Annotated in this window: 15 protein-coding genes; 11 read left to right on the top strand and 4 right to left on the bottom strand. The window is 72.7% G+C overall.

What is annotated here, in order from left to right:
- Positions 1-28: 28 nt before the first annotated feature.
- Positions 29-973 (top strand): Ppx/GppA phosphatase family protein, encoded by a 945-nt coding sequence (locus tag EV382_RS22725; RefSeq protein ID WP_130404957.1) that lies wholly within the window; start codon positions 29-31, stop codon positions 971-973.
- Between the two features lie 75 nt (positions 974-1,048).
- Positions 1,049-1,855, top strand: a complete 807-nt coding sequence (locus EV382_RS22720) for a sugar phosphate isomerase/epimerase family protein (protein ID WP_208758474.1) — start codon at positions 1,049-1,051, stop codon at positions 1,853-1,855.
- Positions 1,856-1,887: 32 nt separating this feature from the next.
- On the opposite strand, the gene EV382_RS22715 is transcribed toward EV382_RS22720, so the two are convergent.
- From EV382_RS22715 to EV382_RS22705, 3 genes are read right to left on the bottom strand one after another with little or no spacing between them, the layout of a single operon-like run.
- Complete coding sequence (locus tag EV382_RS22715; RefSeq protein WP_130404955.1) at positions 1,888-2,475, bottom strand: CGNR zinc finger domain-containing protein; 588 nt, start codon at positions 2,473-2,475, stop codon at positions 1,888-1,890.
- An 18-nt stretch (positions 2,476-2,493) separates the two neighbouring features.
- Positions 2,494-3,660 carry a glutathionylspermidine synthase family protein gene (locus EV382_RS22710; protein WP_130404953.1) on the bottom strand — a complete coding sequence of 389 codons (1,167 nt, stop codon included), beginning with the start codon at positions 3,658-3,660 and terminating at the stop codon, positions 2,494-2,496.
- A 1-nt stretch (position 3,661) separates the two neighbouring features.
- Positions 3,662-3,946, bottom strand: a complete 285-nt coding sequence (locus EV382_RS22705; protein ID WP_244236789.1) for a hypothetical protein — start codon at positions 3,944-3,946, stop codon at positions 3,662-3,664.
- Positions 3,947-4,052: 106 nt separating this feature from the next.
- Here EV382_RS22705 and EV382_RS22700 point away from each other — a divergent pair, with 106 nt between their 5' ends.
- The 9 genes from EV382_RS22700 to EV382_RS22660 all read left to right on the top strand — a co-directional run bounded on the left by EV382_RS22700 (position 4,053) and on the right by EV382_RS22660 (position 13,168).
- Positions 4,053-4,973, top strand: a complete 921-nt coding sequence (locus tag EV382_RS22700; RefSeq protein ID WP_130404951.1) for a proline dehydrogenase family protein — start codon at positions 4,053-4,055, stop codon at positions 4,971-4,973.
- Positions 4,974-5,132: 159 nt separating this feature from the next.
- A complete protein-coding gene (locus tag EV382_RS22695) occupies positions 5,133-6,422 on the top strand; it encodes a hypothetical protein (RefSeq protein WP_130404949.1) in 1,290 nt (429 codons plus the stop codon).
- Between the two features lie 44 nt (positions 6,423-6,466).
- Positions 6,467-7,843 carry an efflux RND transporter periplasmic adaptor subunit gene (locus tag EV382_RS22690; RefSeq protein ID WP_130404947.1) on the top strand — a complete coding sequence of 459 codons (1,377 nt, stop codon included), beginning with the start codon at positions 6,467-6,469 and terminating at the stop codon, positions 7,841-7,843.
- Positions 7,840-8,859 (top strand): ABC transporter ATP-binding protein, encoded by a 1,020-nt coding sequence (locus tag EV382_RS22685; protein ID WP_244236788.1) that lies wholly within the window; start codon positions 7,840-7,842, stop codon positions 8,857-8,859. Before EV382_RS22690 ends, EV382_RS22685 begins: the two co-directional genes overlap by 4 nt.
- Positions 8,856-10,040: an ABC transporter permease gene (locus EV382_RS22680; RefSeq protein ID WP_130404945.1), complete on the top strand. Its 1,185-nt coding sequence runs from the start codon at positions 8,856-8,858 to the stop codon at positions 10,038-10,040. The genes EV382_RS22685 and EV382_RS22680 overlap by 4 nt, the downstream gene beginning before the upstream one ends.
- Positions 10,041-10,252: 212 nt before the next feature.
- Positions 10,253-10,462, top strand: coding sequence for a helix-turn-helix domain-containing protein (locus EV382_RS22675; protein ID WP_007465625.1), 210 nt, complete (start codon positions 10,253-10,255; stop codon positions 10,460-10,462).
- A 270-nt stretch (positions 10,463-10,732) separates the two neighbouring features.
- Positions 10,733-10,834, top strand: coding sequence for a 30S ribosomal protein bS22 (locus EV382_RS22670; protein WP_007465623.1), 102 nt, complete (start codon positions 10,733-10,735; stop codon positions 10,832-10,834).
- Between the two features lie 122 nt (positions 10,835-10,956).
- A complete protein-coding gene (locus tag EV382_RS22665) occupies positions 10,957-12,033 on the top strand; it encodes an NAD-dependent epimerase/dehydratase family protein (RefSeq protein WP_130404943.1) in 1,077 nt (358 codons plus the stop codon).
- Positions 12,034-12,286: 253 nt separating this feature from the next.
- A complete protein-coding gene (locus EV382_RS22660; protein WP_130409100.1) occupies positions 12,287-13,168 on the top strand; it encodes a lysophospholipid acyltransferase family protein in 882 nt (293 codons plus the stop codon).
- An 87-nt stretch (positions 13,169-13,255) separates the two neighbouring features.
- On the opposite strand, the gene EV382_RS22655 is transcribed toward EV382_RS22660, so the two are convergent.
- A complete protein-coding gene (locus EV382_RS22655) occupies positions 13,256-14,125 on the bottom strand; it encodes an HAD family hydrolase (RefSeq protein ID WP_130404941.1) in 870 nt (289 codons plus the stop codon).
- Positions 14,126-14,131 lie beyond the last annotated feature (6 nt).

Raw genomic sequence — 14,131 nt, 5'->3', positions numbered from 1 at the left:
CAAACGTGTTGCGCCTAGGGTCTTCAGCATGCGACTGGGTGTCCTCGACGTCGGATCCAACACGGTGCACCTCCTCGTGGTCGACGCGCACCACGGCGCGCACCCGTGGCCGGCGCACTCCGAGAAGGTGGTGCTCCGGCTGGCCGAACAGCTCGGGCCCGACGGCGCGCTGACCGAGGCGGGCGCGGACGGCCTGGTCAAGGCCGTAGGCATGGCCAAGGCGGCAGCCGCCGGGCTGGAGGCGGACGACCTGATCGCGTTCGCCACGTCCGCGGTGCGCGATGCCACCAACGCGGCTGACGTGCTGGCCCGGGTCCGGGACGAGACCGGCGTACGCCTGGCGGTGCTCTCCGGTGCGGACGAGGCGCGAATGACGTTCCTGGCCGTGCGGCGGTGGTTCGGCTGGTCGGCGGGCCGGCTGCTGGTGCTCGACATCGGCGGCGGCTCGTTGGAGATCGCCGCCGGCATCGACGAGGACCCGGACGTGGCGGTCTCCCTGCCGCTCGGCGCCGGCCGGTTGACCCGCGAGCGGCTGCGGGTCGATCCGGCCAGCGCGGCCCCGCCGTCGGCGGAGGCCGTCGAGAAACTCCGGGAGTACGTGGACGGTCGGCTGGACAAGGTCGTCGGCCAGATGACCGAGGTGGGCTGGGGTCGGGCGGTGGCCACCTCGAAGACGTTCCGCACCCTGGCCCGACTGGCCGGGGCGGCCCCGTCCGGCGCCGGGCTGTGGGTGCCACGCAGCCTCACCCGGGCCGGCCTGCGGCAGGTCATGGGCTTCATCCGGCACATCCCCCCGGCGCAGTTGATGGAGCTGGAGGGGGTCAGCGCGGGCCGAGCCCACCAGTTGCTGGCCGGTGCCGTGGTCGCCGAGGCGGTGATGCGCCGTCTCGATCTCGACTCGCTGGACATCTGCCCGTGGGCGCTGCGGGAGGGCGTCATCCTCCGCCGACTGGATCAACTCGAACCGATCTGACCGGAGTGCCGTTTTCGGTCGTTTTGCCGGCGCTCGTCACGATGCCCCCGGCGCTACCGGGCTACGCTGGCTGATGTGACTTCCCGCGTTCCCGTGCTCCTGTCCAGCTCGTCGGTCTTTCCCGAGCCGACCGCGGCGGCGTTCCAACTGGCCGCGGCGCTCGGCTACGACGGCCTCGAGGTGATGGTCTGGACCGACGTGGTCAGCCAGGACGCGGGCGCGCTACGCGGCCTCTCCACGCACTACGGCGTGCCGGTGCTCTCGGTGCACGCGCCCTGCCTGCTGGTCACCCAGCGGGTGTGGAGCCCGGACCCGTGGGAGCGCCTGCGCAAGGCCGCCGAGCTGGCCGAGACGCTGGGGGCACCGACCGTCGTGGTGCACCCACCGTTCACCTGGCAGCGCGACTACGCGCGGAACTTCGCCGACGGCCTGGCCGGCGTCGCGGACCGGTTCAGCGGGTTGCGCTTCGCCGTAGAGAACATGTACCCGGTGCGGATGGCGGGCCGACAGTTCGTCCCGTACGTGCCCGGCTGGGACCCGACCGACACCGGCTACCCGTCGTACACCCTGGATCTGTCGCACTGCGCGGCCTCGCACAGCGACCCCCTGGAGATGGCCGACCGAATGGGCACCGGGCTGGCCCACGTCCACCTCGGCGACGGCACCGGCGAGGGCCGCGACGAGCACCTGGTGCCCGGGCGCGGCACCCAGCCGTGCGGAGAACTGCTCTCCTCGCTGGCCGGCCGGGGATTCACCGGGGCGGTGGCGGTGGAGGTTGCCACCCGGGGCGCGAAGAGCCGCGCGGTGCGCGAGGCGGACCTGCGCACCGCGCTGGAGTTCGCCCGCCAGCACCTGACCGCCTCGTCACCGGTCGACGCCTGACCCCACCACCCGCCCCGGGGGCGGCGGCGGTGTCAGCTGACCGGTGAGAGGGAGTCGACGCCGGAGGTCGGCTGCGCGGCGACGGTGACCTGCTCGCCGACCGCCGCCCGCTTGCGGGCCCGGTGCGCCGCGACGTGCGAGCGGGTGGCGCACCGCTCCGAGCAGAACCGCCGGCAGCAGTTGGACGACGTGTCCAGGTAGACGTTGCCGCACCGCTCGTCGGCGCAGACCCCGAACCGGGCGCTGCCGTACTCGCAGAGCCAGACCGACAGCCCCCAGACCGCGCCGGCCAGGTACTCGGCGCTGACCGAGGCGCCCCGGCTGGTCACGTGCATGTGCCAGTCACTGGAGTCGTGCCCGGATATGCGCGGCTGCACCGGGAACGCCTCAAGCAGCGCGTTCAGCTCGGTGACCGCCTGGGCGTCCCGCCCCGAGGTGCCGTACTCGAAGACGTCGCGCAACCGTTTCTGTGCCCGCCGGAAGATCGCGACGTCCCGGTCCGCGACCTCGTCGCGCATCCAGGCGTTCTCGTCGGGGAAGAGGGCTCGCAGGTCGTCGAGGTCGTCCAGGCGGGCGTTGACCAGGTCAACGCCGGTCCGGGCGTACGCGTCGAAGTTCACGCCCCAACGGTAGACGACTCAGGGGGTGCGCGGCGCGTCGATGTAGTGCGGCAAGAACCGCGCGTAGCCGTCGGTGATCAGACTGGCGCTCTCCCGTACCCCCAGGCCGGCCGATTCGCCGTCGACGATCCAGCTGCCCAGCACCGTCCGGTAGTCGCCGAACTGCGGCAACGCCCGGAACTCCTGGTAGCACCAGCCCTCGTCGCCGTAGATGCCCGGATTGGTGATTTCCTCATCGGCGGTGACGATGCGTACCGAACCGCCCTCACGGCCCAGCAGGGGCTTGGCGACGTACTCCGGCATGCCGCGCGGCGAGTCGAGGTACGCCGGGAGCAGGTACTCGTGGCCGGGGTACAGCTCCCAGAGGACCGCGAGCAGCGCCTTGTTGGAGAGCAATAGTTTCCAGGCAGGCTCGATCCAGGTGGTCGGGGTGCCCGGGGCCAGGGCCGCCGGCCCGTACGGCTCGGCCAGCATCCACTCCCACGGGTAGAGCTTGAAGCAGGTGGTCACCGGGCGGTCGTCGGCGTCGACGAAGCGCCGGCCGTCCCAGCCGATCTCCTGGATGGGCTGGAGCTCGGCGGTCAGGCCGGCCTGTCGCGCGGTCTCGGCGAGGTACCCGGCGGTCATGTGGTCCTCGCCGGACTCCTCCTCGTTCGACCAGAGCACGTGCACCCGGGGGTCGTGCAGCCCGGCCCCGATCTTGGCCCAGGCGCCGACCAGCCGCTCGTGCAGGCTGTTCCACTGGTCCAGGTCCGGCCGGGTCTGCTCCAGCCAGTACCACTGGATGATGCTCGCCTCGACCAGCGCGGTGGGGGTGTCCGCGTTGTACTCCAACATCTTCGGGGGCCAGGTGCCGTCGTAGGCGAGGTCGAAGCGCCCGTACAAGGTCGGTGGCGCCTCCCGCAGCGACCGGGCCACCGCGTCGGTCGCCCACTCCGGGATGCCGAACTCGGCGTACCGGCGCTGCGCCACCACATGCTCGGCGGCGGCCACCGACATCCGGTGCAGCTCCTCGGTGGCCTCCTCCAGCCGCAGCACCTCGTCCAGGTCGAAGGCGTACGCGGCGGTCTCGTTCCAGTACGACATGATCCCGCCGTCGGGCAGCTCGGTGTCGACGTAGACCAACCCCTGCGACCGGATGGTGGCGTCCCAGTCGGGGCGCGGCGTGACCGTCTCGCGGCGCACCTCAGCCCCCGCAGGAGGCGAGGTGGGTGCCGAAACCGCCGCGCTCGGGCAGGGCCGTGGCGGTCGGCTCCGGGGCGGTGCGACCGGCGGCCGGGTCGGTGACCCGCATCGCCAGCGCGACGGTTCCGCCGCCGCCGACCGGCCCGAGGGCGCAGTCGTCGTCATCGTCGTCGTCCGAGGTCATGTTGCAGCCGGAGAGGGCGAGCGCGAGGGCGGTGAGCGCGCCGAGCTGCACGGAGGCCGACCGGAGCCGGCGGTGGGGGCGGGGGCGGAGGCGTTGGTCCACGGCATCGTTGTAGCCGATCGATGCCACCGCCGCCGCCCCGACCCCTTGTCGAGGTAGCCCGGCCGCCCCTCGGCGGGGGCCCTGGCAGGGGCGTTACGCTCGGCTCATGCTCCGTTCCGTCATCCTCGCCGCCTCCCGGTCATCCCAGGTCGAGCGGCTCGTCGCGACCGCCCCGTACACCCGGGACGTCGTCCGCCGGTTCGTCGCCGGCGCCGCCACCGACGACGCGTTGCGCGCGACCCGCGGGCTCGTCGACGACGGCCTCGCGGTCACCCTCGACCACCTCGGTGAGGACACCGTCACCCCCGAGCAGGCCACCGCCACCCGGGACGAATACCTGAAGCTGCTGAAGATGCTCGCCGCCGCGGGGCTCACCCCGGCCGCCGAGGTGAGCGTGAAGCTCTCCGCCCTCGGGCAGATGTTCGACGAGCAGTTGGCGTACGACAACGCGCGGGCGATCTGCGCGGCGGCCGACGCGGCGGGCACCACTGTCACCCTGGACATGGAGGACCACACCACCACCGACTCGACGCTGGAGGTGCTGAGCCGGCTGCGCAAGGACTTCCCGTCGACCGGCGCGGTGCTCCAGGCGTACCTGCGGCGGACCGAGTCGGACTGCCGGGAGCTCTCCTCGGCCGGGTCGCGGGTGCGGCTGTGCAAGGGCGCCTACAAGGAGCCGGAGTCGGTGGCGTACCAGTCGGCCCGTGAGGTGGACAAGTCGTACGTCCGCTGCATGAACATCCTGATGTCCGGCGACGGCTACCCGATGCTGGCCACCCACGACCCCCGGATGATCGCCATCGGTGAGGACCGGGCCCGGTGGTTCGACCGGGGGGCGGAGCGCTTCGAGTTCCAGATGCTCTACGGCATCCGCCCGGAGGAGCAGGCCCGGCTGGCCGGCGAGGGCTACACCGTGCGCACCTACGTCCCGTACGGCGACGAGTGGTACGGCTACCTGATGCGCCGGCTCGCCGAGCGCCCCGCCAACCTGGTCTTCTTCGGCCGGGCCCTGATTTCCAAGAAGTAGTTTCCCCGGTTCGGTCGACGGGCCGGCGGTGCCCCTACGGTCACCGCCGGCCCGTCTCGCACTCCGCTGCTGGCGGGCTTCGGCAGGTGAGCGAGCGGACGCGCCGACCGGCCCGGGCCGGCCGCACCGCACCCAGGTAATGGTCGTACCCTTCGGCGGGTGACGGACGAGGTGCAGCAGCCAGCACCACGGCGGCTCTGGCCGTTGTGGACGGTGCTCGTGGTGGTCTTCGTGCTGTTGGGCTGCGGCCTGCCGGCCGCGCTCGTCGTCGGGGCGATCCGGGAGTCCGGGACGCGTCCCACCGTGCGAGGGGTCGGTGGCTCGGCGGCCGACGACCCGGCCACCGCCGTGGCTCGCGGATTGTCCGACCGGATCACCGCCCAGCTGCACCGCCAGTCCGCGGCGCTCCTCGCCGGGGACCGCGCCGGGTTTCTCGCCGTCGCCGATCCCGCCGCTCACAACGACCTGCGTCGACGCTTCGCCGCGCTACGCGAGCTGAAGGTGACCGGCTGGCGGGCCGAGCCGAGTGGCCTGCCCGTGCCGGTCCTCGGCAAACCCGGCGAGTGGCGGTTGCTGGTGCGTTTCCAGTACTGCTTCGTCACGCCGAACTGCCGGCCCAGCCCGGTGCTGATCGGCACCCGGTGGCGGGAGAACGGTGACCAGCCCCGGATGGTCGCCATGGAGGAATCCAAGTCGGTGGAGACCGGCACCCGACCGTGGGAGATCAGCGACCTGGCGGTCGCCGTCGGTCCGCGGACCATCGTCGCCACCACCCCGGCTCTGCGCGGCAAGCTGCCCGGCCTGCTCGCGCAGGCCGAATCGGCGGCGAAGGTCGCCGACGGGTACGCGGTGACCGGATCACCGCCGGACCGATACCGGATCTTCTACGCCGGGCGCGCCGAGTGGCAGAGCTGGTACGGCGGGGAGCGCCCAGAATGGACCGGCGGTTACGCGGTGACCGTGGGCGGCGGCCACCACGAGGTGGTCCTCAACGCCGAAGGGCTCACCAGCAGTGGCACCGACGATCTGCTCCGGCATGAGCTGACCCACGCGGCGTCGTTACCGGAGCGCGGGTACCCGGGCAACCGCACCTGGTGGTTGGTGGAGGGGCTGGCCGAGTTCGCCGGTGCCGGCGGCCAGGCGGTCGACCGGTACGAGGGGGTCGCCGACGTCCGCAAGATGGTCCGGGGCGGCTGGGACGGCAAGTTGGAGGGCATCAACCCCGCCGACGACGCCTCCGCCGAACGGGTCGCCGGCAGTTACGGCATCAGCTACCTGGCCGTTCGGCACCTCGTCGACAGGTACGGGCCGCTGCGGCTGCTCACCTTCTTCAAGACCGTGGTGCATGATGGCCGGACCATCGACGCGGCAGCCGAGAAGGCGTTCGGTGAGCAGTGGTCGACGCTGCACGACGAGTGCGTGGCGTACGTCCGCGCCACCGCCAGCTGACGCAGCCCGGGGGTGGCGCGACGGTGCGCCGTACCATCGATGGGGTGCGCCGCCCTCATCCGCCGCGGCCCGCCACGCGGCCCCGCCTGCTCATCGCCCTGACCGCCGTCGCCGTCCTCACCGTCACCACCGCCGCGTCCTGTGGCGACGAAGACCCGGACCTCGCGCTTGCGTCGGCGGCCCGCAACCCGGTGACCGAGGTGATTGACGCCCCGGCCACGGTGACCGCCCGCGCCGCCGCCACCCTCACCGCTCCCGCCGACGGCACCCTGGCCAGCCTGCGTGTCCATCCTGGACAGCGGGTGAAGCGCGGTCAGGTCCTCGCCGTGGTCGACTCACCGAACGCGCAGCAGCGTCTCCGTCAGGCGAAGGAGGCGCTGGCCGCCGCGAAGCGCGCCGGCCGGGGCGTCGGATCGGGGAACCTGACCAGCAGTCGGCGCGGCACCGACAAGGCGGCCAACGAGGCGTTCGACGCGGCGCGGAAGGCCGCCGACAAGATCTCCGACCCGCAGCTGCGCGACGCGCTGTTGACCCAGGTGACGTCCGCGCAGAAGCAGTACACCGCCGCCGCGCGCAGCGCCGACCAGGCGGTCCGCGCGGTGCAGCGGGGGATCAACGGGTTGGGTTCCGCCGTCGGCGCGCTCTCCGCGGCGCAGCGGCTCCAGGCCCAGCAGGCGTACGACCTGGCGAAGGCGACGGTCGACGCGCTTACTCTGCGGGCCCCGATCGCCGGGGTGGTGCAGCCGGGCGGCACCCGGGCCGGCGGTGGTGCGAACGCCGGTCTGGCGGGGCTGCTGGAGCAGGCCGGTGGGGCTGGTCTCGACCCGTCCGTGCTGGCCCCCAGTCAGGGCGGGCCGCCGGCCGGGGTGGACGACGCGGTGGTGGTCGGCGGGCTGGTCACCGCCGGCACGCCGGTGCTGACCGTGGTGGACACCGGGCAGTTGGGCCTGCTCGCCGAGGTGGACGAGACCGACGTACTCCTCGTCAAGGCCGGCGTGAGCGCCACTGTCGAGTTGGACGCCGTCACCGGCGCCAGCTACGACGCCACCGTCCAGTCGGTCGACGTGCTGCCCACCAGCTCCGCGCAGGGCGGGGTCACCTATCGGGTACGCCTCGCGCTGGGTGCCGGGAAGCTGGCCGAGGACGAGCCAGCCCCGACGCCCCGTCCCGGCATGAACGCGGTCGTGCACCTGCGGGTCCGCGAGGCCGCCGACGCGGTGACCGTCCCCGCCTCGGCGGTGTTCTCGGTCGACGGCCGGGACGCGGTCTGGGTGGTCCGGGACGGTAAGGCGGGTCGGGCGGCGGTGACCGTGGGCGTCCAGGGGGCCGACCTGGTGCAGATCCTCAACGGTGTGCAGCCCGGCGACCGGATCGTGGTGCGCGGCGCTGACCAGGTCCGCGACGGCCAGGAAGTCCGGTGACCGAACCCGCCGTTTCAGGTCCGCACGACGGGCGGGTCCCGGCCATCGAGGCGGTGGACGTGTCCCGGACGTACCAGCTCGACGGGGTGTCGGTGCAGGCGCTGCGCGGGGTGTCGCTCACCGTGCAGGCGGGGGACTACGTGGCCCTGGTCGGGCCGTCCGGCTCGGGCAAGTCCACCCTCATGCACCTCCTCGGTGCGCTGGACCGGCCGACGGGCGGCAGATTGGTGATCGGCGGGCGGGACGTCAACGCCCTCGCCCCGCCGGAGATGGCGACGCTGCGCAACGAGACGATCGGCTTCGTCTTCCAGGCGTTCCACCTGCTGCCGCGCACCTCGGCAGTGGAGAACGTGGCGTTGCCCCTGGTCTATCGGGGGGTGTCGGCCCGGCAGCGGCGGGAGCGGGCGGCGGCGATGCTCGGCCGGGTCGGCCTCGGGCACCGGCTGGACCATCGACCCAACCAGATGTCCGGCGGTGAGCAGCAGCGGGTGGCGATCGCCCGTGCGCTGGTCACCGAGCCGACGGTGCTGCTGGCCGACGAACCGACCGGCAACCTGGACAGCGTCACCGGTGCCGCCGTCCTGGAACTGTTGGAGCAGTTGAACGCAGAGTCCGGGGTGGCGCTGGTGATGGTCACCCACGACCAGGAGGTCGCGGCCCGCGCCCAGCGTCGGATCACCATGCGCGACGGAGTGGTCGTGGCGGACAGCGCCGCGAGCCCACACCCGCCGGTCACGGCCAGCGCCGACCCACGCGCCGCCCATGATCGACCGCCGTCCGTTGATCACGGTCGACCTGCGACACTGGTCCCCGCTCCCAGCGCGGAGCCCCGGTCCGCGTCCGGAAGCGGCCCGGGGCACCCGTCCGGTGGCTCCGGTGGCGCCACCGGAGCCACCGGGCGCCTTCCGTCCGAGGTCGAGCGATCCGACACCGACCCGCGCGACGCCGCCCCGGGTGAGGCGCGCGACGTGGCTGCGGGTGAGCGGGCAGCCGACCAGCCCGGAGGTACGGCGTGAGAGTCGCCGAGGCGTGGCGGGTGGCGCTGGACGCCCTCCGGGCCAACCGGCTGCGCAGCGCGCTGACCATGCTCGGAGTGATCATCGGGGTGGCCTCGGTGGTGCTGCTGGTGGCCATCGGCACCGGTACCAAACAGAAGGTCGAGCAGCAGGTCGAGGGCCTCGGCTCCAACCTGCTGCTGGTCGTCCCCGGCCGGATCGAGGTGGGCAACGCGCCGGTCGTCTCGCCGTTGACCCTCAAGGACGTGGACGCCGTCACCCGGGTGGTCGGCGACCCCGACCGGGTGGCGGTCACCATCGCCTCCGGGGCGACCGCTCGGGCCGGCGCCCGGTCCGACTTCACCACCGTGCAGGGCGTCCTGGAGACGACCCCGGCGGTGTTCACCCGCTCGCTGGCCCGGGGGCGCTACCTCACCGGCACCGACGTGGACACCAGCCGGCGGGTGGCGGTGCTCGGCGACTCGGTCGCCCGTGCCCTCTTCCCCGACCGGGACCCGCTCGGGCAGCAGGTGGCGCTGGCCGGGGTGCGGTTCCGGGTGATCGGTGTCTTCGCGCCCCTCGGGCAGAGCCTCGGTGTCGACCGGGACGACGAGGTGCACGTGCCGGTGACCGCCGCGCAACGACTGTGGGGCACCCAGCGGGTCGACGGCATCGCGGTGAAGGCGCCGGACCGGGAGCGGATCGACGAACTGGGCGAACGGATCGTCGCCGAGCTGAACCGCCGCCACCCGGACACCGAGTTCAGCGCGGTCACCCAGCAGCAGATCCTCGGCGTGCTCGGCGACATCCTCGGTGTCCTCACCGGCGTACTGGCGGCCATCGCCGGCATCTCGCTGCTCGTCGGTGGTGTCGGGGTCTCCAACATCATGCTGGTCAGCGTCCGGGAGCGGACCCGGGAGATCGGGCTCCGTAAGGCCGTCGGCGCGCGTCCCCGGGACATCGGGGTGCAGTTCCTGCTGGAAGCGGTGCTGCTCACCACGATCGGCGGGCTCACCGGGATGGCGCTGGGGGTGGGAACAGCCCTGCTGGTCGACGCGCTGTCGCCCATTCCGGCCGCGATCACCTGGTGGTCGTTGGCGCTCGCCTTCGGTGTGTCGGCGGTGGTGGGCATCGTCTTCGGGGTGGTCCCCGCGCAGCGCGCCGGACGCCTCGACCCGGTGGTCGCGCTGCGCACCGAATGAGCAGCGCCGCACCAACCGGACGGCGCACGCGCGCGGGCGGAAACCGGGAGCGCGGATCGGGTGAACCGGCCACCGAAACATGATCAGTTGCACGAAGGGATCGCGCCGGTCACAACCGCCCCGCTACCGTACTGGTAACACGCGCGTCGCCGGCCCGGCCCGGAGCATCCGTCGGGTTGGCACGCGCCGGGCATGGGATGGGTCGGTGAGCCATGGCCGGGTCACAGTCCGACGGGCGGCTGTCGGAGGTCAAGTTCCTGACCGTTGCGGAGGTGGCGACGGTCATGCGGGTGTCGAAGATGACTGTCTATCGCCTGGTGCACAGCGGTGAGCTCACCGCCGTCCGGGTCGGCCGGTCATTCCGGGTGCCCGAGCATGCGGTGCACGAATATCTCCGTGGTGCCTTTCAGGAGACCGCCTGAGTCACCGCGGCGCCCGCCGATCGCCGGTTGACGGGCATCGGTGAGCGTAGGTAGCGCGCTCGCGAGCTCCGCAGTCGCGCACCGTGGGCGGCCACGACGGGGGCGCGTTGGTCCGGCTGACGCCCTGCGGCTACCCTGGAGCCCGACCGAGACCCCACCGGTGCGCCCCGCCGCCCAGACTGGTCCGGTCCGTTGTCCGCAAGCGGTCGCCGTCGCCACCTGCGTGGTGTCATCCGGTCCGCCCCGCACGTTGTATCGAAAGGCTGTCGTATGGGCTCGGTGGTCAAGAAGCGCCGTAAGCGCATGGCTAAGAAGAAGCACCGCAAGCTGCTGCGCAAGACCCGCGTCCAGCGTCGCCGTCTCGGCAAGTGATCGCCGCCGGGCGCACAGCCCGGCGTGCGGCGTCACTTGCCTAACTGTCGATCTCCGGAGGCTCAGGTGATCAGGCCGTGGTCGTCCCGGCTCGGTCCTCCCTGCCGGGGTAGGTGCGTCAGATGACCCCCGGTGGCACCTCAGGTGCTCCGGGGGTCGTCGTCGTCACCGGAGTGGGTCGTTACCTGGGTGCCCACGTGGCGGCCCGACTGGCCGCCGACCCGCGCATCGGACGGGTCATCGGAGTGGACGCACCGGATTCCGGCACCGAGTTCACCGACCTGCTGGACCGGGTCGAACGGCTCCGCGTCGACAGTGGTTCGCTCGGTGGTCTCCTCGCCGACCTGGACGTCGACGCGGTGGTGCACCTCGCGCTGGTCAGTTCACCCGACCCGCAGCACGGTGGCCGGTCCGCGATGAAGGACCAGAACGTCATCGGCAGCATGCAGCTGCTCGCCGCCTGCCAGCGGGCCCCCCGGCTGCGCAAACTCGTGGTCCGCTCGTCGACCGCCGCGTACGGGGTGTCGTTCCGGGACCCGGCCGTCTTCACCGAGGAGACCGAACCCCGCGAGGTGCCGCGTGGCGGTTTCGGCCGCGACATCCTCGACCTTGAGGGGTACGTCCGTGGCTTCCGGCGTCGCCGGTCCGACGTCACCGCCACGGTGCTGCGCTTCGCCCCGTTCATCGGCTCGACCGCCGACACCACGCTGACCCGTTACTTCTCGCAGCCGTTCGTGCCGACCGTCTTCGGCCGTGACCCCCGCTTGCAGTTCCTGCACTTCGACGACGCGTTGGAGGTGCTGCACCGGTCGATCGTGGAGGACCATCCCGGCACGTACAACGTCGCCGGCCCCGGGGTGCTGTCGCTGTCCCAGGCGATCCGGCGGGCCGGTCGGGTGGCCGTGCCGGTGCTGGAGCCGAGTCTCTCCGGGGCCGCCGCGCTGGCCCGCACCATGGGCTTCGGCCGCTACGGCCTGGACCAGGTCGACCTCTTCGTGCACGGCCGGGTCGTCGACACCAGCCGGCTTGAGCAGGAGTACGGCTTCACGCCCCGCTCGACCGCGGCGGCGTTCGAGGACTTCATCCGCGCTCACCGTGGTGGGGTGGTGGTCACCCGGGATCAGCTGGCCGCCGCCGAGCAACTCGTCCTGGACGGCATCCGGCAGGTCCGCTCCGCGGTGCGGGAGCGTTCATCGTGAGCGCGAGGAGTGAGCCGGTCTTGCGAGCCCCGCAGTCGCGAACCCAGGTGACGCTGTGAGTGGGCCGGAAGAGGGGCGCGACCCGCGGTCGGTCGGGCGTTTCGACGTACCCCAGCAGGTGCCCGCGCCGGACGCGGAGCCGGCGCGGCGCAACGGTCATCGACCGGCCGCGCAGGTCGCGCCGACCCCGACCCCGACCCCGACCGCAACGCCGACCTCCGCCCCGACGCCCTCGGACGAGGTCGACGCCGGCGTGTCCGGCGGCACCGAGCCGGCGGTGTCGGACCGGCCCGGGGACCACTGGGACCGCAAGGTCGCGAACGGGCTGGCGTTCCTGCGCCGGCGGCTCTCCGGTGACTACGAGGTCGACGAGTTCGGCTTCGACTCGGAGCTGACCGACGCGGTCTTCCACCCGCTGCTGCGGCTGCTCTACCGGGACTGGTTCCGCACCGAGGTCAGTGGGGTGGAGCACGTGCCCCTGGACGGGCCCGCCCTGGTGGTCGGCAACCACTCCGGGACGGTGGCGCTGGACGCCCTGATCCTCTCCGCGGCGCTGCACGACAAGCATCCCGCCCACCGCTACCTGCGGCTGCTCGGCGCCGACCTGGTCTTCCGGATGCCGGTGGTCTCCGAGCTGGCCCGCAAGACCGGCGGCACGGTGGCCTGCAACCCGGACGCCGAGCGGCTGCTCCGCGGCGGCGACCTGGTCGGGGTGTTCCCCGAGGGCTTCAAGGGCATCGGCAAGCTCTACGCCGACCGGTACAAGCTGCAACGCTTCGGGCGGGGCGGATTCGTCTCGGCGGCGCTGCGCACCGGCACCCCGATCGTGCCCGTCGCCATCGTCGGGGGCGAGGAGATCTACCCGATGCTGGCCGACATCAAGCCTCTGGCGCGGCTGCTCAAGCTGCCCTACTTCCCGGTCACGCCGACGTTCCCGCTGCTCGGCCCGCTGGGCATGGTGCCGCTGCCCAGCAAGTGGCTGATCGAGTTCTGCCCGCCGATCCCCACCGCCCACCTGACCGACTCGGCGGACGACCCGCTGGTGGTCTTCAACCTCGCTGACCAGGTGCGGGAGACGATCCAGCAGACCCTGCACACGCTGCTGGAGCGACGGCCCGACCCGTTCGGCCCCTGAGCCAGCCGGCGCGACGACATCGCGTGAAGCCAGCCGGCGCGATCGGCGTCGCGTGACGTCAGCCGGCGCGATCGGCGTCGCGTGACGTCAGCCGGCGCGGCGGCGTCGCTGGAGGGCCAGGCCGGCGGTGACCGCGCCGGCGACCAGCCCGGCCGCCGCGGTCGACGGTACGGCGATCTTGACCGCTCGGCGGCCGGTCCGGAAGTCCCGCACCTCCCAGCCGTGCTGGCGGGCCTGCCGCAGCAGGGCGCCGTCCGGATTGACGGCCACCGCCCGGCCCACCGCGCGCAGCAGCGGCAGGTCGTTCGCCGAGTCGCTGTAGGCCGCACAGCGGGCCAGGTCGAGCCCTTCCACGGCGGCGAGCTGGGTGACCGCCTCGGCCTTCGCCGGCCCGTGCATCAGGTCACCCACCAACCGCCCGGTGTACGCCCCGTCCACCACCTCGGCCACCGTGCCGATGGCGCCGGTCAGACCGAGCCGGGCGGCGATCACCCGGCCGATTTCGACGGGCGCGGCGCTGACCAGCCAGACCCGCTGACCGGCGTCCAGGTGACGCTGAGCGAGCTGGTGGGTGCCGGCCCAGATCCGGGGGGCCATCATCTCGTCGAAGATCTCCTCGGCGAGGTGCTCAACCTCCTTGACCCGCCAGCCCTGGACGAAGGCCAACGCCGCCTCCTTGGCCAGGGACATGTCACCGGCGTGTTCCCGGGCCAGCAGCCGGAAACGGAGCTGCTGCCAGGCGAATCGGGCCAGGTCAGCGGTGGTCACGTAGTTTCGGGAGGCGAGCCCCCGGGCGAACCAGTAGATCGACGCGCCCTGCATCATGGTGTTGTCCACGTCGAAGAACGCGGCGGCGGTCGGGTCTGGTGCGCGGACCGGGGCCAGATCGGTCTCCGCCCAGCCTGCGGTATGCCCCTCGGCGTCGGTGCTGACCGTCACCTTACGGCTACGCGCCACGCGATT

Origin of the sequence: Micromonospora violae (assembly GCF_004217135.1) — a bacterium.
GTDB classification, from domain to species: Bacteria; Actinomycetota; Actinomycetes; order Mycobacteriales; family Micromonosporaceae; genus Micromonospora; species Micromonospora violae.
The sequence above is the reverse complement of the archived record's forward strand: the minus strand, read 5'-3'. Positions and strand labels throughout refer to the sequence as shown.